Source organism: Streptomyces sp. NPDC046887, assembly GCF_040644755.1.
Lineage (GTDB): Bacteria > Actinomycetota > Actinomycetes > Streptomycetales > Streptomycetaceae > Streptomyces > Streptomyces lichenis.
Genome location: NZ_JBEYXH010000002.1, coordinates 39,343 through 62,829 on the forward strand (window position 1 = coordinate 39,343; position 23,487 = coordinate 62,829).

Annotated in this window: 22 protein-coding genes, 1 tRNA gene and 1 riboswitch; of the genes, 14 read left to right on the top strand and 9 right to left on the bottom strand. The window is 71.5% G+C overall.

Going from position 1 to position 23,487, the window contains the following annotated elements:
• Positions 1-40: 40 nt before the first annotated feature.
• Entirely contained in the window at positions 41-1,342 is a 1,302-nt protein-coding gene (locus ABZ945_RS03240; RefSeq protein WP_361263049.1) for a sugar ABC transporter substrate-binding protein, read from the bottom strand.
• Between the two features lie 304 nt (positions 1,343-1,646).
• Between ABZ945_RS03240 and ABZ945_RS03245 the strand changes: the two genes are divergently transcribed.
• From ABZ945_RS03245 to ABZ945_RS03270, 6 genes are all read left to right on the top strand, one after another.
• Positions 1,647-2,411 (top strand): GntR family transcriptional regulator, encoded by a 765-nt coding sequence (locus tag ABZ945_RS03245; RefSeq protein WP_248632588.1) that lies wholly within the window; start codon positions 1,647-1,649, stop codon positions 2,409-2,411.
• A gap of 345 nt (positions 2,412-2,756) precedes the next feature.
• Positions 2,757-3,026: a DUF3311 domain-containing protein gene (locus ABZ945_RS03250; RefSeq protein WP_361263830.1), complete on the top strand. Its 270-nt coding sequence runs from the start codon at positions 2,757-2,759 to the stop codon at positions 3,024-3,026.
• On the top strand, positions 3,023-4,690 hold the full coding sequence (gene mctP / locus ABZ945_RS03255; protein ID WP_361263052.1) for a monocarboxylate uptake permease MctP: 1,668 nt from the start codon (positions 3,023-3,025) through the stop codon (positions 4,688-4,690). The genes ABZ945_RS03250 and mctP overlap by 4 nt, the downstream gene beginning before the upstream one ends.
• Before the next feature lie 98 nt (positions 4,691-4,788).
• Positions 4,789-5,289 (top strand): GNAT family N-acetyltransferase, encoded by a 501-nt coding sequence (locus tag ABZ945_RS03260; protein WP_361263055.1) that lies wholly within the window; start codon positions 4,789-4,791, stop codon positions 5,287-5,289.
• Between the two features lie 605 nt (positions 5,290-5,894).
• Positions 5,895-6,060, top strand: a riboswitch (cobalamin riboswitch).
• A 204-nt stretch (positions 6,061-6,264) separates the two neighbouring features.
• On the top strand, positions 6,265-8,616 hold the full coding sequence (locus ABZ945_RS03265) for a ribonucleoside-diphosphate reductase subunit alpha (RefSeq protein WP_361263833.1): 2,352 nt from the start codon (positions 6,265-6,267) through the stop codon (positions 8,614-8,616).
• Complete coding sequence (locus tag ABZ945_RS03270; RefSeq protein WP_361263058.1) at positions 8,616-9,635, top strand: ribonucleotide-diphosphate reductase subunit beta; 1,020 nt, start codon at positions 8,616-8,618, stop codon at positions 9,633-9,635. The genes ABZ945_RS03265 and ABZ945_RS03270 overlap by 1 nt, the downstream gene beginning before the upstream one ends.
• 69 nt (positions 9,636-9,704) lie before the next feature.
• On the opposite strand, the gene def is transcribed toward ABZ945_RS03270, so the two are convergent.
• Together def and ABZ945_RS03280 are read right to left on the bottom strand one after the other, a co-directional pair.
• Complete coding sequence (def, locus tag ABZ945_RS03275; protein WP_361263061.1) at positions 9,705-10,337, bottom strand: peptide deformylase; 633 nt, start codon at positions 10,335-10,337, stop codon at positions 9,705-9,707.
• A 140-nt stretch (positions 10,338-10,477) separates the two neighbouring features.
• Positions 10,478-11,458, bottom strand: a complete 981-nt coding sequence (locus tag ABZ945_RS03280) for a hypothetical protein (RefSeq protein ID WP_361263064.1) — start codon at positions 11,456-11,458, stop codon at positions 10,478-10,480.
• A gap of 332 nt (positions 11,459-11,790) precedes the next feature.
• On the opposite strand from ABZ945_RS03280, the gene ABZ945_RS03285 reads away from it, so the two are divergent.
• Entirely contained in the window at positions 11,791-13,023 is a 1,233-nt protein-coding gene (locus ABZ945_RS03285) for a glycoside hydrolase family 64 protein (protein WP_361263067.1), read from the top strand.
• Positions 13,024-13,095: 72 nt separating this feature from the next.
• Here the strand turns inward: ABZ945_RS03285 and rsrA are convergent, their stop codons facing one another.
• The 4 genes from rsrA to ABZ945_RS03305 form a co-directional block, all read right to left on the bottom strand.
• A complete protein-coding gene (rsrA, locus tag ABZ945_RS03290; protein WP_361263070.1) occupies positions 13,096-13,395 on the bottom strand; it encodes a mycothiol system anti-sigma-R factor in 300 nt (99 codons plus the stop codon).
• Positions 13,392-14,045 (bottom strand): sigma-70 family RNA polymerase sigma factor, encoded by a 654-nt coding sequence (locus ABZ945_RS03295; RefSeq protein WP_248632580.1) that lies wholly within the window; start codon positions 14,043-14,045, stop codon positions 13,392-13,394. The genes rsrA and ABZ945_RS03295 overlap by 4 nt, the downstream gene beginning before the upstream one ends.
• Positions 14,046-14,347: 302 nt before the next feature.
• Positions 14,348-14,998: an alpha/beta family hydrolase gene (locus ABZ945_RS03300; protein WP_361263074.1), complete on the bottom strand. Its 651-nt coding sequence runs from the start codon at positions 14,996-14,998 to the stop codon at positions 14,348-14,350.
• 39 nt (positions 14,999-15,037) lie between these two features.
• Positions 15,038-15,853: an SOS response-associated peptidase gene (locus ABZ945_RS03305; protein ID WP_361263076.1), complete on the bottom strand. Its 816-nt coding sequence runs from the start codon at positions 15,851-15,853 to the stop codon at positions 15,038-15,040.
• A 162-nt stretch (positions 15,854-16,015) separates the two neighbouring features.
• Here ABZ945_RS03305 and ABZ945_RS03310 point away from each other — a divergent pair, with 162 nt between their 5' ends.
• From ABZ945_RS03310 to ABZ945_RS03335, 6 genes are all read left to right on the top strand, one after another.
• Positions 16,016-16,768: a M50 family metallopeptidase gene (locus ABZ945_RS03310; protein WP_361263079.1), complete on the top strand. Its 753-nt coding sequence runs from the start codon at positions 16,016-16,018 to the stop codon at positions 16,766-16,768.
• A gap of 122 nt (positions 16,769-16,890) precedes the next feature.
• Entirely contained in the window at positions 16,891-18,234 is a 1,344-nt protein-coding gene (gene aroA, locus ABZ945_RS03315; protein WP_361263082.1) for a 3-phosphoshikimate 1-carboxyvinyltransferase, read from the top strand.
• A 12-nt stretch (positions 18,235-18,246) separates the two neighbouring features.
• A complete protein-coding gene (rsgA, locus tag ABZ945_RS03320) occupies positions 18,247-19,257 on the top strand; it encodes a ribosome small subunit-dependent GTPase A (protein WP_361263084.1) in 1,011 nt (336 codons plus the stop codon).
• 135 nt (positions 19,258-19,392) lie between these two features.
• A complete protein-coding gene (locus ABZ945_RS03325) occupies positions 19,393-19,716 on the top strand; it encodes a multidrug efflux SMR transporter (protein ID WP_361263087.1) in 324 nt (107 codons plus the stop codon).
• 79 nt (positions 19,717-19,795) lie between these two features.
• A complete protein-coding gene (gene hisN / locus ABZ945_RS03330; protein WP_361263090.1) occupies positions 19,796-20,608 on the top strand; it encodes a histidinol-phosphatase in 813 nt (270 codons plus the stop codon).
• 141 nt (positions 20,609-20,749) lie between these two features.
• A complete protein-coding gene (locus tag ABZ945_RS03335) occupies positions 20,750-21,178 on the top strand; it encodes a CBS domain-containing protein (protein ID WP_361263092.1) in 429 nt (142 codons plus the stop codon).
• Positions 21,179-21,256: 78 nt separating this feature from the next.
• On the opposite strand, the gene ABZ945_RS03340 is transcribed toward ABZ945_RS03335, so the two are convergent.
• Positions 21,257-22,708 carry a catalase gene (locus ABZ945_RS03340; RefSeq protein ID WP_361263095.1) on the bottom strand — a complete coding sequence of 484 codons (1,452 nt, stop codon included), beginning with the start codon at positions 22,706-22,708 and terminating at the stop codon, positions 21,257-21,259.
• A gap of 130 nt (positions 22,709-22,838) precedes the next feature.
• On the opposite strand from ABZ945_RS03340, the gene ABZ945_RS03345 reads away from it, so the two are divergent.
• Complete coding sequence (locus tag ABZ945_RS03345) at positions 22,839-23,258, top strand: Fur family transcriptional regulator (RefSeq protein WP_361263098.1); 420 nt, start codon at positions 22,839-22,841, stop codon at positions 23,256-23,258.
• A 132-nt stretch (positions 23,259-23,390) separates the two neighbouring features.
• Here ABZ945_RS03345 and ABZ945_RS03350 read toward each other — a convergent pair.
• Positions 23,391-23,464, bottom strand: a tRNA-Met gene (locus ABZ945_RS03350).
• Positions 23,465-23,487: the final 23 nt, after the last annotated feature.

Consider the following 23,487-nt stretch of genomic DNA (forward strand, 5'->3'; position numbering starts at 1 on the left):
GGGAGGCGGGGGACGGACCCGCCCCGGCCGGCCCGCGGGCTCAGGACTCCTTGTTGATCAGCGCGTTGACCTTCTCGTCGGCCTTCTTGGTCGCGTCGGCCACCGAGGTGCCCTTGAGGATGTCGAGGAGCATGTTCTCCAGGACCTCCTCCTTCTCGATGGAGGTCCAGCCCGGGGCGATCGGGGTGAACCAGGCGTCCGGCACCGCGTTGGCGATCGGCGCGGTCTCCGGCTTGGCCTTCAGCGGCTCCAGCTGCTTGGTGTTGTTGGGCAGGATGTTCTTGCCCGCGAGCACCTCCTGCGACTTCTCGCTGGTGTACATCGCGATCCACTCCTCGGCGAGGTCGGCGGACTTCGACTTGCTGATCACGCCGAGGTCCGAGCCGCCGATGAAGGAGGGCAGCGCCTTGCCGTTGGGGCCGGGCATACCGGCCGTGAGGATCTTGCCCTCCAGCTTGGGGTTGCCGTTGTTCTTGCCGTCGATGACCGAGCCGGCCTCCCAGCCGTTGCCGTAGAGCACGGCGGCCTTCTCGTTGGCCATGACGTTGGCGTGGTCCTGCTCGTCCTTGGTCTGGTCGGCCTTGTTGTACTTCTTGACCAGGTCGATGAAGTGCTGGATGCCCTTCTGCGCCTCGGGGCTGGAGAGGGAGGACTTCCACTCCTTGGCGCCCTCGTCGTACTCGGCGATCTTGCCGCCGTACGCGGCGACGTAGGACATCGCGGCGTACCAGTAGCGGCCCGGCAGGTAGAGGGAGGAGAAGCGCTTGTCCTTCTTGCCGTACTCGGCCGACACCTTGTCCATCACCTTGAGGAACTCGGCCTCGGTGGTGGGCAGGGTCTTCGCGCCGCCCTTCTTCAGCATCTCGGTGTTGTAGATGGCGACCCGGGCACCGGCGTAGTAAGGCACGCAGAACTGCTTGCCCTCGTAGGCGCAGGTGTCCTTCAGACCCTGGATCCAGGTGTCGGAGTTGTCGTACTTCTTGGGGTCGATCTCGGCGAGGGCGCCGTTCAGGATGTACGTCATGGTCTCGGTGTTGCCGAGCTCCACGACGTCCGGGAACTTGTCGCCACCGAGCGCGGTGTCAAGCTTCTTGGTCTTGTCCGCCCACTGCTGGTACTGGACGTCGACCTTCACGCCCGGGTACTTCTTGTTGAACTGGGCGTTGACGTCCTTGACGAGCTCCGGCCAGGTGGACTGGGCGTCGACCATCAGCCAGACCGTCAGGTCGCCCTTGCGGTCCTTCGGGTCCTTGGCCGCATCGCTGCCGCCGTCCGAACCACAGGCCGCCACCGACGCCATCATGGCCGCGACACCGATCGCCGCTGCGAGCTTGCGCTTCACGCCACCCTCCTCAAAGGGATGCAGAGTTCCACCCCCACCCCCCGGGATACGCGCAGCATGAGACGGACGCGTGCATGATCCTGCGTGGGCCTGGGACCTGGCCTTTAGTGGTTTAGACCAGTAACCGGGAGCTTGGCCTAGACCTTTAGGGGTGTCAAGGGTGTATAAGAAGGGCAGTCGGGTCCGTTACGAGACCGACACCTGAGGCGGGGCCCGACCAGCCGTGACCGGTCCGTGCCACCATGTGAGCCAAGTGACGGAGGAGCCGGTGACGGCAACAGCGCAGGAGTCGGGAAGGCGGGTCATGACCACGGACGGGGGCGGCACCGAAGCCGAGAGCGGGACGGCGACCCGTACCGCGCGCGTGCCCAAGTACTACCGGCTGAAGCGGCATCTGCTGGACATGACGCAGACCATGCCGCCCGGCACCCCGGTGCCGCCGGAGCGCACCCTGGCCGCCGAGTTCGACACCTCCCGCACCACCGTGCGCCAGGCCCTCCAGGAGCTGGTGGTCGAGGGCCGGCTGGAGCGCATCCAGGGCAAGGGCACCTTCGTCGCCAAGCCGAAGGTCTCCCAGGCGCTGCAACTCACCTCGTACACCGAGGACATGCGCGCCCAGGGTCTGGAGCCCACCAGCCAGCTGCTGGACATCGGCTATGTGACGGCCGATGACACCCTCGCCGGGCTGCTGGACATCTCCGCCGGCGGACGGGTGCTGCGCATCGAGCGGCTGCGGCTGGCCAGCGGCGAGCCGATGGCGATCGAGACCACCCATCTCTCCGCCAAGCGCTTCCCGGCGCTGCGCCGCTCGCTGGTGAAGTACACCTCTCTCTACACCGCGCTGGCCGAGGTGTACGACGTGCGCCTCGCCGAGGCCGAGGAGACCATCGAGACCTCACTCGCCTCCCCCCGCGAGGCCGGGCTGCTCGGCACCGACACCGGGCTGCCGATGCTGATGCTCTCCCGCCACTCCCGCGACGAGAACGGGGAGCCGGTGGAGTGGGTCCGCTCGGTCTACCGGGGCGACCGCTACAAGTTCGTCGCCCGGCTCCAGCGGCCCAACGGCTGACCTCCGCCCGGACGAAGGGGGCCGCACCCGGACGAACGGGGGCGGCCCCCTTCGGCGTACCCGCCCCGGGTGAAGCGGAGAGGGAGATTCCGACCGCTGGCGGCCCCCGTCAAAGGACTGGTCAAGGCCCCTGCGCGTTCACGGCGAGATGCGTCCGTTATACGGACGGGGGTTACGCCGGGCGGGATCGGTCGCCTAGATTGCCGACCCATTACCAGCCTGTGACGGGCCGCACAGCGGCAGCTCAGCGAGGGGACGGAGGTGCCGGTCATGGCACAGGAGCCGGAGGAGCGGAAGCCGGAGGAACAGGGGCCCAGACCCCCGGGAGACACCGGCGCGCTGCCCGTGGTCACCCCGGTCCGGGTGGTGGTCGCCCTCTGCCTCGCCGCACCGTTCGCCGCCATGCTCTGGGTGAGCTCGTACGCGCGGGTGGAACCCCGTTTCATCGGGATCCCGTTCTTCTACTGGTACCAGATGGCCTGGGTCGTGCTCTCCACGATCCTGACCATGGCGGCGTACCAGCTGTGGCACCGTGAGCAGCGCGCCCGCAAGGCCGCGCGGCCCGCGAAGGCCGCACAGCCCGCGGGGCCCGCGAAGGGGGGTGCGGCGAAGTGAAGGACGGCGTGAACGGCGTGGCACTCGCCGTCTTCCTCTTCTTCTTCCTGGCCGTCACCGTGATGGGCTTCCTGGCGGCCCGCTGGCGCAAGGCGGAGAACGAGCAGAGCCTGGACGAATGGGGCCTGGGCGGCCGCTCGTTCGGCACCTGGATCACCTGGTTCCTGCTGGGCGGCGACCTCTACACCGCGTACACCTTCGTGGCCGTCCCGGCGGCCATCTACGCGGCGGGCGCGGCCGGCTTCTTCGCCGTGCCGTACACCATCCTGGTCTACCCGCTGATCTTCACCTTCCTGCCCCGGCTCTGGTCGGTCTCGCACAAGCACGGCTATGTGACCACCTCGGACTTCGTCCGCGGCCGGTTCGGCTCCAAGGGCCTGTCGCTGGCGGTGGCCGTCACCGGCCTGCTGGCCACCATGCCGTACATCGCACTGCAACTGGTCGGCATCCAGGCCGTGCTGGACGTGATGGGCATCGGCGGCGGGGAGTCCACGCACTGGTTCATCAAGGACCTGCCGCTGCTCATCGCCTTCGGTGTGCTCGCCGCGTACACCTACTCCTCCGGGCTGCGCGCCCCGGCGCTGATCGCCTTCGTCAAGGACACCCTGATCTACATCGTCATCGCGGTGGCGATCATCTACATCCCGATCAAGCTCGGCGGCTTCGGGGCGATCTTCGACGCGGCCGGGGACGCCTTCGCCCAGAAGAACCCGGCGACCGGCCAGCCGCGCGGCGCGCTGGTGCCCGGGGAGATGGGCCAGTGGGGGTACGCCACGCTGGCACTCGGCTCGGCGCTGGCGCTGTTCATGTACCCGCACTCGATCACCGCGACGCTCTCCTCCCGCAGCCGGGACGTGATCCGCCGCAACACCACCATCCTGCCGCTGTACTCGCTGATGCTGGGCCTGCTGGCGCTGCTCGGCTTCATGGCGATCGCGGCCGGGGTCAAGGTGTCCAACGGGCAGCTGGCCATCCCGCAGCTGTTCGAGAACATGTTCCCGGACTGGTTCGCGGGCATCGCCTTCGCCGCCATCGGCATCGGCGCGCTGGTCCCGGCGGCCATCATGTCGATCGCCGCGGCCAACCTGTTCACCCGCAACATCTACAAGGACTTCATCAAGCCGGACGCCACCCCGGCGCAGGAGACCAAGGTCTCCAAGCTGGTGTCGCTGCTGGTCAAGGTGGGCGCGCTGGTCTTCGTCCTCACCATGGACAAGACGGTCGCCATCAACTTCCAGCTGCTGGGCGGCATCTGGATCCTGCAGACCCTCCCGGCCCTGGTCGGCGGGTTGTTCACCCGCTGGTTCCACCGCTGGGCGCTGCTCGGCGGCTGGGCCGTCGGCATGGTGTACGGCACGGCCGCCGCGTACGGGGTGGCCTCGCCGACCCAGAAGCACTTCGGCGGCTCCTCGGCGGAGATCCCCGGCATCGGCGAGATCGGCTACATCGGTCTCACCGCCTTCGTGCTCAACGCCCTGGTCACCATCGTGCTCACCTTCGTGCTGCGGGCGGTCAAGGCGCCGGACGGGGTGGACGAGACCCAGCCCTCCGACTACACCGCGGACGCGGGCGACCCGGGCGTGGCCACCGAGCTGCCGGAGCTGGTCGACGGCCCCGAGGCCGAGGACGACGGCCGAAAGGACCCGAGCAAGGCCCCCGCGTAGGGCCGCAGGCCGTAAGGGCCACCCGTTTCGCCTACCGCGGGCCGTCGCACCTCCCTCCGGGGAGGCGTGGCGGCCCGCCGCGCTGCACGCTTGCGGTTATGGACATCACCATCAGGGCGGTACGCCCCGAGGAGCACACCGCGCTGGGCGAGGTCACCGCGCGGGCGTACCTGGCCGACGGGCTGCTGGAGTTCGGCGAGGCCGACGAGTACCTGGTCGCGCTGCGGGATGTGGCGCGCCGGGCCGCCGACGCGGAGGTGCTGGTCGCCGTGGACGACACCGGACGGGTGCTCGGCGGGGTGGCCCTGGCCGCCGGGCCGGGGGCCTGGGCGGACCTCGCCGGGGCGGGCGAGGCGGAGATCCGGATGCTGGCGGTGGACCGGGAGGCGCGCCGCCGGGGCGCGGGCGAGGCGCTGGTGCGGGCCTGTGTCGACCGGGCGCGGACGGTGCCCGGTTGCCGGCGGGTGGTGCTCTCCTCGCACCTGGCCATGGCCGCCGCCCAGCGCCTCTACCGCCGGGTCGGCTTCGACCGCACCCCCGCCCGCGACTGGGCGCCCATCCCCGGTGTCACCCTGCACACCTACGGCCGGGACGTCTGAACGACCCCGGCGGGGGCATACGGGCGGCTGCGAGGGGGCCGTCCGGCGACACCCCGGCCAGAACCTGGGCCGCCCCACGGCCAGGACCCGAGCTGCCCCGCGGCCGAACTCCGGGCGGTACCGCCGCCGAACTCCGGGCTGCCCCGCGGCCAGACCCGGGCCACACCCCGGCCGGACCCCGGGCGGTACCGCGGCTAGACCCCGGGCGCCCCCCGACCGGACCCCGGGCAGCGCCGCGGCCGGACCCCGGGCGGTACCGCGGCCGGACCCGGGCCACACCCCGGGCCGCCCCGCCGCCGAACTCCGGGCTGCCCCGCGGCCGGACCCCGGGCGGCCCTGTGGCCGGACTTCGGGCGACGCCCCGGCCGGGCCCGTACACGGCCCCGCCCCGGCCCTCCCGGCGCCGCGAGGGGGCCATCCGGGTGGCCCCGCGCCACGCCCCGGTCCCGGCCGCCCCGCGCGGCCCCCGGCCTCCGCGGCCGGTCGCCCAGCTGTCCCTTGGCCTGTTCCCGCAGGGTGGCGGGGGCGGACACAACAGGTGTGCGGATGGACACGACTTGTACGGGCCGACACAACATCTGGGGGGTGCTTTCGCGAGCGCCCACCAGATGTATGCTCATTCCTGCTGTCGCCGCAGGGGAATCCGGTGCGAATCCGGAACTGTCCCGCAACGGTGAAACCGGTGTGTTTCCGCCCCGGTACGCGCCCCCAAGCCGTACCGGCCCGGGCGCGCCGTGAGTCCGACGACCTGCCGGCAGCACACTCGGACCGACCGGCCCGGGTGTCCAGACGTCCGGGCCTCGCGGAGTGGGCCGGTGGACGCGAGCCGTGCTGCCCTGTGCCCGGGCAAGCCGCTCTCGCGCTTCCCGCCGCCCGCCTGTCGAGGGCCCCGAGCCGAGCGAGGGAGAGCCCCACGTGACCATCGCGCCAGCCGATCCGGCCTCACGCGTCACGGAACCGGAGCAGACCGCGGGGGTGAGCGCCGACGGTCCCGGTACCGCGCTGCTGCGCACCCTGACCGACCTCACCGCCGACCTGCCCGACACCGACCCCGGCCGGGTCGCCGCCGCCGCGCTGCGCGGCCGGCACGCCGGGTCGGACGAGGCGGAGCTGCGGGAGCTGGCCACCGAGGCGGCCGCCGGGCTGATCTCCGAGGACCCCGCGTACTCGCGGCTGGCCGCCAGGCTGCTGACCCGGACCATCGCCGAGGAGGCGGCCGGGCAGGGCGCGGTGTCGTTCTCGGCCTCGGTGGCGGTGGGGCACCGCGAGGGGCTGATCGCCGACCGCACCGCCGCGTTCGCCGCACTGCACGCGGACACCCTGGACGCGCTGGTCGACCTCGGCGCCGACGACCGCTTCGGCTACTTCGGGCTGCGCACCCTCTACTCCCGCTACCTCCTCCGCCACCCGATCACCCGCAAGGTGATCGAGACCCCGCAGCACTTCATGCTCCGGGTCGCCGCCGGCCTCGCCGAGGACGACTCCGTACGCGCGGTGGACGAGGTGGCCTCCCTCTACCGGCTGATGAGCCGGCTGGACTACCTGCCGTCCTCGCCGACGCTGTTCAACTCCGGCACCCGGCACCCGCAGATGTCCTCCTGCTACCTGCTGGACTCCCCCGCCGACGAGCTGGACTCGATCTACGACCGCTACCACCAGGTGGCCCGGCTCTCCAAGCACGCCGGCGGCATCGGCATCGCCTACTCCCGCATCCGCTCGCGCGGTTCGCTGATCCGGGGCACCAACGGGCACTCCAACGGCATCGTGCCGTTCCTGAAGACGCTGGACGCCTCGGTGGCGGCGGTCAACCAGGGCGGGCGGCGCAAGGGCGCGGCCGCGGTCTACCTGGAGACCTGGCACGCGGACATCGAGGAGTTCCTGGAGCTGCGGGACAACACCGGCGAGGACGCCCGGCGCACCCACAACCTCAACCTGGCGCACTGGATCCCGGACGAGTTCATGCGCCGGGTCAACGCCGATCAGCCCTGGTCGCTGTTCTCCCCGGCCGATGTGCCGGAGCTGGTGGACCTGTACGGCGAGGAGTTCGACGCCGCCTACCGCAAGGCCGAGGCCGCCGGGCTGGCCCGCAAGACCATGCCGGCGCGTGAGCTGTACGGCCGGATGATGCGCACCCTGGCGCAGACCGGCAACGGCTGGATGACCTTCAAGGACGCCTCCAACCGGACCGCCAACCAGACCGCCGAGTCCGGCGCGGTGGTGCACTCCTCCAACCTGTGCACCGAGATCCTGGAGGTCACCGACGACGGCGAGACGGCCGTCTGCAACCTGGGCTCGGTGAACCTCGGGGCCTTCGTCAAGGACGGGGACATCGACTGGGAGCGGCTGGACGCCACCGTGCGCACCGCCGTCACCTTCCTCGACCGCGTGGTGGACATCAACTTCTACCCGACCGAGCAGGCCGGCAACTCCAACTCCAAGTGGCGCCCGGTGGGTCTGGGCGCGATGGGCCTCCAGGACGTCTTCTTCCAGCTGAAGCTGCCGTTCGACTCCCCCGAGGCACGGGCGCTCTCCACCCGGATCGCCGAGCGGATCATGCTCGCCTCCTACGAGGCCTCCTGCGACCTCGCCGAGCGCCACGGCCCGCTGCCGGCCTGGGAGAAGACCCGGACCGCGCGCGGGGTGCTGCACCCGGACCACTACGACGTGGAGCTGAACTGGCCGGAGCGCTGGACGGCGCTGCGCGAGCGGGTCGCCACCACCGGGATGCGCAACTCGCTGCTGCTGGCGATCGCCCCGACCGCGACCATCGCCTCCATCGCCGGTGTCTACGAGTGCATCGAGCCGCAGGTCTCCAACCTGTTCAAGCGCGAGACCCTGTCGGGCGAGTTCCTCCAGGTCAACGCCTACCTGGTGGCCGAGCTGAAGAAACTCGGCGTCTGGGACGCGCAGACCCGCGAGGCGCTGCGCGACTCCAACGGCTCGGTGCAGGGCTTCACCTGGGTGCCCGAGGACGTCCGGGCGCTGTACCGCACGGCCTGGGAGATCCCGCAGCGCGGTCTGATCGACATGGCCGCCGCCCGGACCCCGTTCCTGGACCAGTCGCAGTCACTGAACCTGTTCCTGGAGACGCCCACCATCGGCAAGCTGTCGTCGATGTACGCGTACGCCTGGAAGCAGGGTCTGAAGACCACGTACTACCTGCGCTCCCGCCCGGCCACCCGGATCGCCCGCGCCGCCGGCGGCCAGACCCCGGCCGCCGCCACCGCGCCCGCCGGCACCGCCACCATCCCCGTACAGCAGGCCGCCGACCCGGACGCGGTCGCCTGCTCCCTTGAGAACCCCGAGTCCTGCGAGGCCTGCCAGTAATGAGCACCACGAACAACGAAAAGAACCTGCTCGACCCGGGATTCGAGCTGACCCTGCGTCCGATGCGCTACCCGGACTTCTACGAGCGCTACCGCGACGCGATCAAGAACACCTGGACCGTGGAGGAGGTCGACCTCCACTCCGACGTGGCCGACCTCGCCAAGCTGTCCCCGGGCGAGCAGCACATGATCGGGCGGCTGGTGGCGTTCTTCGCCACCGGTGACTCGATCGTCGCCAACAACCTGGTGCTGACGCTCTACAAGCACATCAACTCCCCCGAGGCGCGGCTGTACCTCTCGCGCCAGCTGTTCGAGGAGGCCGTGCACGTCCAGTTCTATCTGACGCTGCTCGACACCTACCTCCCCGACCCGGAGGACCGCGCGGCCGCGTTCGACGCGGTGGAGAACATCCCCTCCATCCGCGAGAAGGCCCAGTTCTGCTTCAAGTGGATGGACTCCGTCGAGAAGATCGACCAGCTGGAGACCAAGGCCGACCGCCGCCGCTTCCTGCTGAACCTGATCTGCTTCGCGGCGTGCATCGAGGGCCTGTTCTTCTACGGGGCCTTCGCCTACGTCTACTGGTTCCGCTCGCGCGGCCTGCTGCACGGCCTGGCCACCGGCACCAACTGGGTGTTCCGGGACGAGACGATGCACATGAACTTCGCCTTCGAGGTCGTGGACACCGTCCGCAAGGAGGAGCCGGAGCTCTTCGACGAGGAGCTCACCCAGCAGGTCACCGACATGCTGAAGGAGGCCGTGGAGGCCGAGCTCCAGTTCGGCCGCGACCTGTGCGGTGACGGCCTGCCCGGCATGAACACCGAGTCGATGCGCGAGTACCTGGAGTGCGTCGCCGACCAGCGCCTCCAGCGCCTGGGCTTCGCCCCGGTGTACGGCTCGCAGAACCCGTTCTCGTTCATGGAGCTCCAGGGTGTCCAGGAGCTGACCAACTTCTTCGAGCGCCGCGTCTCCGCCTACCAGGTGGCGGTGCAGGGCTCGGTGGACCTGGACGAGGACTTCTGAGGATCCGCTGTACGAAGAAGGCCCGCTCCCCTGGACTGGGGGGGGCGGGCCTTCTTTCGTATACGCCGGTCAGTCGTTGGCGACGACCGGGTAGCGCGGAGTGCCCTCGGCCATCTGCTTCAGGGCGTCCTTGCGCTCCCGCTTGGACAGCCGGTCGATGTACAGATACCCGTACAGATGGTCCGTCTCGTGCTGGAGGCAGCGCGCGAAGTAGCCGGTGCCGCGCACCCGGATCGGGTTGCCCTGGATGTCCTGGCCGCGCACCGAGGCATAGTCGGGCCGGGCCAGCGAGGCGTACGCGGTGGGCACCGACAGGCAGCCCTCGTTGGAGTCGTCCAGTGCCCGCAGCTCGGGGGCCAGCTCCTCCAGCACCGGGTTGCACACCACACCCGTGTGCCGCACGCCCTCGTCGTCCGGGCAGTCGTAGACGAAGACCTTCAGGTCCACCCCGATCTGGTTGGCGGCCAGGCCCACGCCCTCGGCGGTGCGCTGGCTGGCGAACATGTCGTCCACCAGCTGGGCCAGCTCCTCGCCGAACTCGGTGACGTCCTTGCACTCCTTGTGCAGCACCGGGTTGCCGACGACCGTGATGGGGCGGGAGGTGCCGCGCTCGCGGTGGGCGGCCTCGCGCTCCTCGCAGTCCTCGGTGTCGATGACGAAGCCCTCGTCGTCCACCCGCAAAGCCGTCTGCTGCTCCGCCATGTCCGCCACTCGCGCCTTTCTGGATCCCGGAAGCCACCGCCGGTGGCCGGGTTCGGTCCGCGGTGAGCGTGTGCCCGTACAGCCTAGTCCGTACGGGACGGCCCGGCCGGGCCCTCACCCCGCGGAAGGCGGGCCCGGCCTCAGCAGACCTCTTCCAGGTCCCGCCACTCGCGGCTGTCCGGGCTGTCGGCGACCCAGCCGTCCAGCAGCCCGCGCACCAGCCCGGGCGGAGCGGCTATCCCGCACTCCCGCTCCGGCACCCACAGCTCGCCCGGCGAACGGTGGCCCAGCGGCCCCGGATGCCCCGGCTCACTGCGGTCGTGCGGGTCCAGGTGCTCGCCCTCGCCCTCGGCCGCCGGCATGGTCGACTCCGAGCAGGACCGGCACAGCAGCCGCACCGAGGACGACCAGTCCTCGGCCGCGAACCCGGCGTCCGCCGCCAGCGTCTCCAGCGCGTCCCGGTCCGCCTCGGTCGCCGCCTCCAGCAGCACCACCCAGGTCGGCACCGGCGACGGCGCCCAGAGCTCGATCTCGTCGAACACCGGGAAGCTGTGACCCGCGCCGGTGGTCCGCTCGCCGTGCGGGACGCCGTCGTGCAGCACGACCTCGCCCCAGCGCCGCCCGGAGGACGGCAGCGGCACCGACAGCACCTCGATCCGGGCCGGATCCAGCCGCCGGCCCCACACCACCTCGGCCTCGCCCTCCGGCGACAGCCGCACCGCGGCGCTGCCCAGCTCCATCCCGGCCGGCTCCCCGCCGGTGACCGCCGGCCCGGGCACCTTCAGCCCGTACGCCTGCCAGGCCCGGCGCGCCAGCGGCCAGTCCTGGAGCGCGGTGGCCGCGATCCCCACGTTCCACCAGTCGGGTGCCCCGGCCTCCTTGTCCAGCAGCGCGACCGCCCGCAGCCCCGCCGTACGGGCCTGCTCCCAGTCGTGCCGGAACTTGTGCAGCAGCGCCAGGTTGAACCACGACTCCGAGAGCCAGGGCTCCAGATCGGCCGCGCGCGTCAGCAGCGCGCCCGCGTCCTCGTACCGCCCGTCCCCGATCAGCGTGAACGCGCGGTCGGTGGCCTGCCGCCACGAGGCGGAGGGCCGATGCCGTACCTTCCCGAAGATCCTCACGATTCCCGCCTGCCGGTCGCCGAGGGTCTCTGCCCCCGAACACCCTCTTGTTCGCATCCAACCATGCCCGGCAGGACGCCCGCTCATTACCCATGGGTTACCCCTTTCTTCGGCGGCACGCGCGCCGCCGGGGCGCTTGGGGCGACTGCCGACGGTCGACGTGCCCACCTCAGAAGCCGTGCCCGAGCCTGAACGCGGCGGCGAAACGCCCCGTACATCTTGACGAGTTGTTCGGTTCACGCCAATCTGAGAGCGCTCTCAGAGCGCTCTCGTTTCCCCACGGCGCGGGCCTCTCCCCCCACGACCTCGTCATGTCGACGAGGAGGTAATCCATGCCATCAGCAAAGAAGTTGCTTCTCTCCACGGCCGCCGCCGCGCTCTGCGCCGCCGGGCTGACCGCCACCGGCACCTTCGCCGAGAAGGCGGACGCCGCCCAGGAGCCCACGCGGGCCGCCGCCGTCCAGGCCGTCCCGGCCACCATCCCGATCACCTTCACCAACAGCTCCGGCCGCAACCAGCCGGTGTACCTCTACAACCTGGGCACCGACCTGGCCAGCGGGCGCCAGGGCTGGGCGGACGCGGGCGGGACCTTCCATCCATGGCCGGCCGGCGGCAACCCGCCCACCCCGGCGCCGGACGCCTCCATCGCCGGGCCCGCCAACGGGCGCTCGGTGACCATCCGGCTGCCGAAGTTCTCCGGCCGGGTCTACTTCTCGTACGGGAAGAAGCTGGACTTCCGGCTCACCACCGGCGGGCTGGTCCAGCCGGCCGTGCAGAACCCCTCCGACCCCAACCGGAACACCCTGTTCAACTGGTCCGAGTACACGCTCAACGACGGCGGGCTGTGGATCAACAGCACCCAGGTGGACATGTTCTCCGCCCCCTACGCGGTCGGGGTCAGGGGCGGCAACGGGGCCACCCGCACCACCGGACACCTCAAGCCCGGCGGCTACCGCGGGGTGATCGACGCGGTACGCAACCAGCCGGGCGGCTGGGGCGGGCTGATCCAGAACGGGCCGGACGGCTCGGTGCTGCGGGTGCTCTCCCCCGGCCACGGCGTGGGCACCGGCGCGCTGCCGGCCTCTGTCATGGACGACTACATCAACCGGGTGTGGAGCAGGTACGCCGGCTCCACGCTCACCGTGACCCCCTTCGCCCACCAGCCGAACACCAAGTACGTCGGCCGGGTCTCCGGCGGGGTCATGAACTTCACCGACGGCTCCGGCCGGGTGGTCACCTCGTTCCAGAAGCCGGACGCGGACAGCGTGTTCGGCTGCTACAAGCGGCTGGACGCCCCCAACGACCAGGTGCGCGGACCGATCTCGCGGACCCTGTGCGCGGGCTTCAACCGCACCACGCTGCTGACCAACGCCAACCAGCCCGACTCCTCGGCGGCCGGCTTCTACCAGGACGCCTCGACCAACCACTACGCCAAGGCGATCCACTCCCGGATGGCCGACGGCAAGGCGTACGCGTTCGCCTTTGACGACGTCGGCGCGCACGAGTCCCTGGTGCACGACGGCAACCCGCAGCAGGCCTACGTCACCCTGGACCCACTCGACTGATCCCACAGTCCCCGAGACGGCTCGGCCCACCGCGCGGCGGCGCGGTGGGCCGGGCTCTCGTGTGCGGGAGAGCTACTCCTTGCCGGTGGGCGAGATCTCGTGGTCCGGCACCGGCTCCCCGGCGCGGATCAGCTCGATCCGGCCCATGACCTTGGCCCGCAGGTCGCTCGGCACGTCGTCATGGCCGCAGCACCGCTTGACCAGCTTCTTCACCGCCTGCTCCAGCCCGTACTTCTCCAGGCACGGCGAGCACTCCCCGAAGTGCACCTCGAACTTGGTGCAGTCGCTGTCGGGCATCTCGCGGTCGAGGAACTCGTACAGGTGGTCAAGGATCTCGGAGCACTCCGTCTCGTGCGGCTCTCCGCAGCTCATGAGCCCGAGCCCTTCCGGTCGTTCGACTCCCCGGCGCCGGCGGGCACCAGCCCGCGCTCACGGGCGTAGTCCTCCAGCATTCCGCGCAGCTGGCGCCGGCCGCGGTGCAGTCGGGACATCACGGTGCCGATGGGGGTCCCCATGATGTCCGCGATCTCCTTGTAGGCGAAGCCCTCGACATCGGCGAGGTAGACCGCGATCCGGAACTCCTCCGGAATGGCCTGGAGGGCCGACTTCACATCGGAGTCCGGCAGGTGGTCCAGCGCCTGGGACTCGGCGGAGCGCAGTCCGGTCGACATATGCGACTCGGCCCGGGCGAGCTGCCAGTCCTCGATCTCCTCGGCCGCGCTGCGCTGCGGTTCCCGCTGCTTCTTGCGGTACGAGTTGATGAAGGTGTTGGTGAGGATGCGGTACAGCCAGGCCTTGAGGTTGGTGCCCTCACGGAACTGGTGGAACGAGCCGTACGCCTTGGCGTAGGTTTCCTGCACCAGGTCCTCGGCGTCGGCCGGGTTGCGCGTCATGCGCAGCGCCGCGGAGTACATCTGGTCCAGGTACTCCAGGGCGTCCCGCTCGAAGCGCGCGTTGCGCTCGGCCGCGGTCTCCTCGTGGCCGCCGTCGGTCCCCGTGTCGGTCCCAGTGACCGGACCCACCTCCTCCAGCGCTGCGGTGGCGAGACCCGGTGCGGACCCGCTCGAATCGGAGAATAGTCGACCTTCCGCCGACCGTCCTTTCCGATTCGCTCCGCCCGGCGTGCGGCCGGGCGCGGTGCGCGCCGAGGGCAGCACCACCCGGACCGCGTCCGCGGCGGCCTCCGGGCGACTCGGGCAGATGGTCGAACCCATGCGTCGGACTCCCTACTCCTGGTGGTGTGTCTGCTACGGCGGCCGGTGCCCCTGCGCACCGACGTCCCCGTCAACACTTCGCCTGCTGTCGGCATTCCCCGCGAGGGCGGTCACAGGCCGCCCGCCCACTCCGCCACCCGGTCGGTGATCACCGCCAACGCCTCGTCCTGACCGACCGGCGCCCGCTTGGGCACCGCGAAGCCATGGTCCGCGTACGGCACCTCCACCAGCTCATGGCCGCCCTCGGGAAACTCCGCCGGGCGGCCGAACGGGTCCGCCGCGCCCTGCACCACCAGCACCGGAACCCCGCCGCCGGCGCCGAGCAGCTCGGCGGCCCGGCTGTTCTCCGGGCGGCCCGGCGGGTGGAGCGGGAAGGAGAGCGCGAGCACCGCGTGGGCGCCCAGCTCGTGCGCGGTGCGGCAGGCGACCCGGGCCCCGGCGCTGCGTCCGCCGGCCACCACCGGGCGACCGGCCGCCCGCAGCGCCGGCCACAGGTCCCGCCAGGCCTCGTCCAGCCGCTTGGGCGCCGGGGCGAGCTTCCTCCCGGCGACCCGCCAGGGCTGCTCGACCAGGGCGACACTCACCCCGGCGGCGGGCAGCGCGGCGGCCAGCGCCACCAGGTCCCGCGCCTCGATTCCGCCGCCCGCGCCGTGCCCGAGGGCGAGGACCAGCGCGGCGCCGGGAGCCTCGTACCAGGTGATCCGGGCGTCACCGCCCCCGGTGGGGACGGTCTCGGTGCGGGTCTGGGGTGTCGTGCTCATCCGGCCATCCTGCCCCGCCGGACTGCGGGGGAGCGGGATTCAGAAGAGCGTCTGCTCCTCGGGGGCGGGCAGCTCCTCCAGCAGTTCGGGGCCGTTGTTGCGGACGTTGCTGACCGCGGTGGTGACCGGGTAGGCACGCATCAGGCCCTCGGGCGGCGGGCTCAGCAGTTCGCGCAGCTCGTCACCGCCGGTGCGGGAGGGGTCGAGCCAGGCGTCCCAGCGGTCGGGGGTGAGCATCAGCGGCATCCGGGGGTGGATGTCGGCCAGCGAGCGCGGGCCCTCGGCGGGGGCGACCCCCAGCGGGCCGGTCTCCGCCTCGGTGGTGATCACCGAGCAGGTCACCCACCAGGCGTTCGGGTGGTCGTCGGGCAGGGTGCGGTCGCGCCAGAACTCGTACAGCCCGGCCAGCGCCAGCACCGAGCCGTCGGCGGGGGTGACGAAGTAGGGCTGCTTGCGAGGCCGCTTCTTCTTGCCCTCCACCTCCAGCTCGCGCTCCTGGGAGCCGGTGACCCACTCGAAGTAGCCGTCGGCGGGGAGCAGGCAGCGGCGCTCGGCGAAGGCCCGCCGGTAGGAGGGCTTCTCGTGCACCGTCTCGGCCCGGGCGTTGATCATGCGGGCGGCGCCCTCGGGGGTCTTGGACCAGGAGGGGACCAGCCCCCACTTCAGGGTGCGCAGCTGGCGGACCGGACTCTGGTCGTCGGCGCCCTTCACCGGGCGCTCCAGGACGGCGTAGACCTCCTTGGTGGGGGCCACGTTGTAGTCGGGCGCCAGGGCCTCCTCGGGCTCCCACTTCTCCACCTCGAAGACTCCCGCCAGGTCCTCGGGCTTGCGGCTCGCCGCGTACCGTCCGCACATCCGCTTCTCCACCCCTCCGTGTCGTCGCCTTCCGAGCGTACGGGGCCGGGCCCGCGCCCAAACGCCCGTACGGGTGAGAGTGTGGTCCCCCGCACAGCGTTCCCCCGCACCCGTCACGCGTACGCGGGAACCCCCCGGCCACCGCGAGGAGTCGTCCCCTGTATGAGCCCGTACACGTCTGCGCATCCGACCGCCGCCGCCCCGGACGGCTTCGACCCCGGTTCGCTGTGGGAGCGGCTGTCCGGGCTGCAGCCGGCCCCCGATCTGTGGCTGGTGATCGCCACCGGGGTGGCCGCGTTGGTGGCGGTGGGGCCGTGGGCGCTGTGGCGGGTCTCCCGAAACGCGATCACCATCGCCCATGAGGGCGGCCACGGGCTGCTCGCGGTGGTCACCGGGCGGCGCCTGGACGGCATCCGGCTGCACTCCGACACCAGCGGGCTGACGGTGAGCCGGGGCAAGCCCACCGGTCTGGGCATGGTGCTCACCGCGGCGGCCGGGTACACCGCGCCCTCGCTGCTGGGACTGGGCGGGGCCTGGCTGCTGGCCGCGCACCGGATCACCCTGCTGCTGTGGGTGGCCACCGCGCTGCTGCTGGCGCTGCTGGTGATGGTCCGCAACGCCTACGGGATGCTCACCGTGGTGCTGACCGGCGGGGCGTTCGTGCTGGTGTCCTGGCTGACCACCCCGCAGGTGCAGTCGGCGTTCGCGTACGCGGCGGTGTGGTTCCTGCTGCTGGGCGGGGTGCGGCCGGTGTTCGAGCTCCAGCGCAAGCGGCGGCACGGCGGGGCGCCGGACTCGGACGCCGACCAGCTGGCGCGGCTGACGCATGTGCCGGGGGCGATGTGGCTGCTGCTGTTCCACGCGGTGGCGCTCTGCTCGCTGATCGGCGGCGGGCGCTGGCTGCTCGGGCTGTAGGCCTGGCACCGGCGGCGGGCGGCGGCTGCTGGGCCTGTAGGCCCGGGACCCGCAATTGCGGCCCTTCTCACCAGTCGGTCCGGGCTCCGCCCGCCCCCCGGCGCCCGACTAAAGTGAGGGGCATGGCCGACACCCCCGCCCACCTTGATCTCTGGACCGCCCCGCACGCGAGCGGAGCCGTCGACGCGACCGTCACCGTGCCCGGTTCGAAATCGGTCACCAACCGCGCCCTGGTGCTGGCCGCGCTCGCCTCCGAGCCGGGCTGGCTGCGCCGCCCGCTGCGCTCCCGGGACACCCTGCTGATGGCCCAGGCGCTGCGCACCCTGGGCGTGGGCATCGAGGAGGGCGTCGGCCCGGACGGCACCGGTGAGGCCTGGCGGGTCATCCCGGCGCGGCTGCACGGCCCCGCGGCGGTGGACGTCGGCAACGCGGGCACCGTGATGCGCTTCCTGCCGCCGGTGGCCGCGCTGGCCGACGGCGAGGTCCGCTTCGACGGCGACCCGCGCTCCTACGAGCGCCCGCTGCACGGGGTGATCGACGCGCTGCGCGCGCTGGGCGCCCGGATCGACGACGAGGGACGCGGCGCGCTGCCGCTGACGGTGCACGGCGCCGGGGCGCTGGAGGGCGGCCCGGTGGAGATCGACGCCTCCTCGTCCTCGCAGTTCGTCAGCGCGCTGCTGCTGTCGGCGCCGCGGTTCAACCAGGGTGTGGAGGTGCGGCACACCGGTTCCCGGCTGCCGTCGATGCCGCACATCCGGATGACGGTGGACATGCTGCGGGCGGTCGGCGCGCAGGTGGACGAGCCGGAGACGGGCGGCGAGCCGGATGTGTGGCGGGTCTCCCCCTCCGCGCTGCTGGGCCGGGACCTCACGGTGGAGCCCGATCTGTCCAACGCGCAGCCCTTCCTGGCGGCGGCGCTGGTCACCGGCGGCCGGGTGGTGATCCCGGACTGGCCGGAGCGGACCACCCAGCCCGGTGACGCGCTGCGGGAAATCTTCACCGCGATGGGCGGTTCCTGCGAACTGACCGAGCAGGGCCTGGTCTTCTCCGGTACGGGCGCCATCCACGGCATCGACGTGGACCTCGGCGAGGTCGGCGAGCTGACCCCGGGGATCGCCGCGGTGGCCGCGCTGGCGGACTCGCCGTCGGTGCTGCGCGGGGTGGCGCATCTGCGGCTGCACGAGACGGACCGGCTGGCCGCGCTGACCAAGGAGATCAACGGCCTGGGCGGCGATGTCACCGAGACCGCCGACGGACTGGCCATCCGGCCGCGTCCGCTGCGCGGCGGGGTGTTCCACACCTATGACGACCACCGGATGGCCACCGCCGGCGCGGTGATCGGCCTGGCGGTGCCCGGCGTGGAGATCGAGAACGTGGCGACCACCGCGAAGACCCTGCCGGACTTCCCTGCCATGTGGACCGGGATGCTCGGGCTGGAGACCGTGGGAGCGGACCGGAATGCGTAGGGCCTGACGACGATGCGGCGCTACGGCAAGCACACCGACGAGGACGACATCCGCTCCCGCCCCAACCGCAAGGGCAACCGGCCGCGTACCAGCATCCGGCCCAAGCACGAGGACGCCGCCGAGGGCATGGTCCTCACCGTGGACCGGGGCCGGCTGACCTGCCTGGTCGACGGGCGGACGGTGCTGGCGATGAAGGCCCGTGAGCTGGGCCGCAAGGCGGCGGTGGTCGGCGACCGGGTGTCCCTGGTCGGGGACATGTCGGGGAAGAAGGACACCCTGGCCCGGATCGTCCGGATCGGCGAGCGGGAGTCGGTGCTGCGCCGCACCGCGGACGACGACGACCCCTACGAGCGGGTGGTGGTCGCCAACGCCGACCAGCTGGCGGTGGTCACCGCGCTGGCCGACCCCGAGCCGCGGCCGCGGATGATCGACCGCTGCCTGGTGGCCGCGTACGACGGCGGCCTGGAGCCGCTGCTGGTGCTCACCAAGTCCGATCTGGCCTCCCCCAAGGAGCTGCTGGCGATGTACGGGGCGCTGGACATCCCGTATGTCGTGACCAGCCGGGAGGAGTTGTACGAGGGGGACGGCGCCGACCGGGTGCGCGAGCAGCTGGCCGGGCGGACCACCGCCTTCGTCGGCCACTCGGGCGTCGGCAAGACCACCCTGGTCAACGCGCTGGTGGGCGAGGAGCGGCGGCGGGTGACCGGGCATGTCAACGCGGTCACCGGGCGCGGCCGGCACACCACCACCTCGGCGCTGGCGCTGCCGCTGGCCGGGGCGGACGGCTGGGTGATCGACACCCCGGGGGTGCGGTCCTTCGGGCTGCACCATGTGGACCCCTCCCGGGTGATCCTCGCCTTCCCCGATCTGGTGCCGGGCACCGAGAACTGCCCCCGGGCCTGCTCCCACGACGAGCCGGACTGCGCGCTGGACGCCTATGTGGCGGAGGGGCACGCCGACCCGGCCCGGCTGGAATCGCTGCGCCGGCTGCTGGCCACCCGCGAGCGGCGCGAGGGCGACTGACCGGCCGCCGGGGCGCGTACGGCCGCCCGGTGCGACGCGAGGGCAACCGACGCCACCACGTCCGCCGGGAGGCCGGGGGGCTGTGTGCATACTCGCTGCCACGACGACCGTCGCGGGACGCGGGAGGTACGCACGATGGCGTGGCTGCTGGTGATCGCCGCCGGGCTGCTGGAGACCGGGTTCGCGGTCTGCCTGAAGCTGTCGCAGGGGTTCACCCGGCTCTGGCCCACGGTGGCGTTCGCCGCGTTCGCGCTGGGCAGCTTCGGGCTGCTGACGCTGTCGCTGCGGAAGCTGGACATCGGTCCGGCGTACGCGGTGTGGACCGGCATCGGCGCGGCGGGCACCGCGATCTACGGGATGTTCTTCCTGGGTGACCTGGTCTCCACGCTGAAGATCATCTCCATCTCGCTGGTCATCCTGGGCGTGATCGGGCTCCAGCTCTCCGGCTCCTCGCACTGAGCCCTGGTCGGGAGAGCACTCCGGTCCGTCCGCCGGACGGGTGATCGTCCGCCGCCGGCCCGGGGTTAGAGTCGGGGACATGGCCGACTACCACGATGACCTCCGGCTCGCCCATGTGCTGGCCGACGCCGCCGACGCCGCCACCATGGACCGCTTCAAGGCGCTGGACCTGAAGGTCGAGACCAAGCCGGACATGACGCCGGTGAGCGAGGCCGACCGGGCGGCGGAGGAGCTGATCCGGGGCCAGCTCAAGCGGGCCCGCCCCCGGGACTCGGTGCTCGGCGAGGAGTACGGCCAGGAGGGCACCGGCCCGCGCCGCTGGGTGATCGACCCGATCGACGGCACCAAGAACTATGTGCGCGGGGTGCCGGTGTGGGCGACCCTGATCGCGCTGATGGAGGCCGGGCCCGGGGGCTTCCAGCCGGTGGTGGGGCTGGTCTCGGCCCCGGCGCTGAGCCGCCGCTGGTGGGCGGCGAAGGACCTCGGCGCGTACACCGGCCGGAACCTCACCTCCGCCTCCCGTATCCATGTGTCGAAGGTCGGCGAGCTGTCGGACGCCTCGTTCGGGTACTCCTCGCTGAGCGGCTGGGAGGAGCAGGGCCGCCTCGACGGCTTCCTGGACCTCACCCGGGCCTGCTGGCGCACCCGGGGCTACGGCGACTTCTGGCCGTACATGATGGTCGCCGAGGGCGCGATCGACCTGGCCGCCGAGCCCGAGCTGTCGCTGTGGGACATGGCGGCGCCCGCGATCGTGGTGCAGGAGGCGGGCGGCACCTTCACCGGCCTGGACGGCCAGCCCGGCCCGCACAGCGGCAACGCGGCCGCCTCCAACGGGCTGCTCCACGAGGAGCTGCTCGACTATCTGAACCGCCGCACGCCGGGCGCCGAGTAGCCCTCCGCACGCGCCGCCCGGTTCACCCGCACTCCCCCTTGTTGGCTCCGCCGCGGGCTGCCACTCTGAAAGGGACCCCACTTGTGAACTTGTGAACGGTTTCTCATACGGAGACCGTCCACCAAGGAGGTGGTTCCATCCATGCTCGTCCGTGACGCCATGAGCCCGATCGTGCTGACCGTCGGCCCCGCCCACACCCTGCGCCAGGCCGCCACCCTGATGGCGGCCCGCCGGGTCGGCGCGGCCCTGGTCCTCGATCATGACACCACCGTCCCCGGCACCAGTGGCCTGGGCATACTCACCGAACGGGACATCCTCATCTCGGTCGGCACCGGCCAGAACCCCGACCTGGAATCGGTCGGCGCGCACACCACCAACAACGTGGTCCTGGCGGCGCCCGGCTGGACTCTGGAGCAGGCCGCCGCGGCGATGGCGCACGGCGGCTTCCGCCATCTGATCGTCGTCGACGGCGACGAACCCGCCGGCATCGTCTCGGTCCGGGACATCATCCGCTGCTGGGCCCCCGCCCGCGCCGAGCCCGACCGGCGCCAGACCGCACTGCGCGCCTAGGGTCCTCCCATGCCGGAGGGCCGGCCCCCGCGACGGGGGCCGGCCCTCTTCGTACGGCAAGCGGTCCAGTGCTGGTGATCAGCCGCGCAGGGCCTGGACCGCGGCCTCCAGCCGCTTGCCGTAGTCCTCGTCCGCCTGGCGGAAGTTGTTGATCGCGCGCTCGGCGATGTCGTCACGCGAGACCTTGGCGATGAAGCCGGAGAGGTGGGCGATCAGGCGCTCCTTCTCCTCCTCGGTCATCAGCCGGTAGAGGTCCCCCGCCTGGACGAAGTCGTTGTCCTCGGCGTGCACCGGGGCCTCGGTCTGCCCGGTGACGCCGCTCACCGGCACCGGCTGCCACAGCGGGCGGCCGGTCTGGACCGGGCCGCCGAAGCTGTTCGGCTCGTAGTTCTTGGCGCCTTCGTGGCGGCCGTCGTAGAGGAGGCCGTCCCGGCTGTAGGTGCGGGCCTCGGTGGCGTGCGGGCGGTTGACCGGCAGATGGTCGGCGTTGATGCCGACGCGGTAGCGGTGCGCGTCGCCGTAGCCGAAGAGCCGGCCCTGGAGCATCTTGTCGGGCGAGGGGCCGATACCGGGCACGAAGTGCGCCGGCGAGAAGATCGACTGCTCGACCTCGGCGAAGACGTTCCGCGGGTTGCGGTTGAGCTCCAGCCGGCCCAGCTCGATGACCGGGTAGTCGGCGTGCGGCCACACCTTGGTCAGGTCGAACGGGTTGAAGCGGTAGGTCGCGGCGTCCGCGGCCGGCATGATCTGCACCCCGACGGTCCAGCTCGGGAAGTCGCCCCGCTCGATCGCCTCGCGCAGATCGCGCTGGTGGGAGTCCGGGTCCTCACCGGCGAGCCTGTTCGCCTCCGCCTGGGTGAGGTTCCTGATCCCCTGGTCGGTCTTGAAGTGGTACTTGACCCAGAAGACCTCGCCGGCCTCGTTGTTCCACTGGAAGGTGTGCGAGCCGAAGCCGTCCAGGTGGCGGTACGAGGCGGGGATGCCGCGGTCGCCGAAGAGCCAGGTCACCTGGTGGGTGGCCTCGGGCGACAGGCCCCAGAAGTCCCAGACGTTGTCCGCCTCCTGGGAGCCGGTGTACGGGTCGCGCTTCTGGGTGTGGATGAAGTCGGGGAACTTGACGGCGTCCCTGATGAAGAACACCGGGGTGTTGTTCCCGACCAGGTCGTAGTTGCCGTCCTCGGTGTAGAACTTCACCGCGAAGCCGCGCGGGTCGCGTACCGCGTCCGCCGAGCCCAGGTTGCCGGCCACCGTGGAGAAGCGCAGGAAGACCTCGGTCTCCTTGCCGATCTCGGCCAGGAAGCGGGCCCGGGTGTAGCGGCTGAGGTCGGCGGTGACGGTGAAGGTGCCGTAGGCGCCGGCGCCTCGGGCGTGCACCACGCGCTCCGGGATGCGCTCGCGGTTGAAGTGGGCGAGCTTCTCCAGCAGCAGCTGGTCCTGGACCAGCACCGGACCGCCGGCGCCCGCGGTCTCGCTGTTCTGGTTGTCGGCGACCGGCGCCCCGGCCTCGGTGGTGAGCCATCCCTGCGTCATCTGCGCGCCTCCCGCGTCCTGCCCCTCAACTGATCTGGGCTCGATCCTACAATGGACTTTGTCTAAGTCAAGCTCACTTCCAAGACCACACTTGTTCGGAGTTAGGTCCCCTTCCTGTTAGGCTGGCTTCATGAGTGACCTGTTGGAACGCCTACGCGGCCGGGGCTGGCGGATGACCGCCCAGCGCCGGGTCGTGGCCGAGGTCCTCGACGGGGACCATGTCCACCTCACCGCTGACGAGGTGCACGCCCGTGCCGTGGAACGGCTCCCGGAGATCTCCCGGGCGACCGTCTACAACACGCTCGGCGAGCTGGTCAGCCTGGGCGAGGTACTGGAGGTCTCCACCGACCGCCGCGCCAAGCGCTACGACCCCAACGCCCACCGCCCGCACCACCACCTGGTCTGCGCGGGCTGCGGCGCCATCCGGGATGTGCACCCCATCGGCAACCCGCTGGCCGACCTGCCGGCCGCGGAGCGCTTCGGCTTCACCGTCTCCGGCGTGGAGGTCACCTACCGCGGCCTCTGCCCGGAATGCGCCGCGGCGGCCTGATCCGTACATCCGAGAGCTCGTCCATGCCCAGAAGGGGGCGGACCCGAACAACGGGTCCGCCCCCTTCTCGCGTCTTCTGCGGGGAATGCCGAAGGCCCGGTCCTGTTTCCAGGACCGGGCCTTCGGTTTCAGTAGCGGGGACAGGATTTGAACCTGCGACCTCTGGGTTATGAGCCCAGCGAGCTACCGAGCTGCTCCACCCCGCGTCGGTGAACACCACCTTACGGGG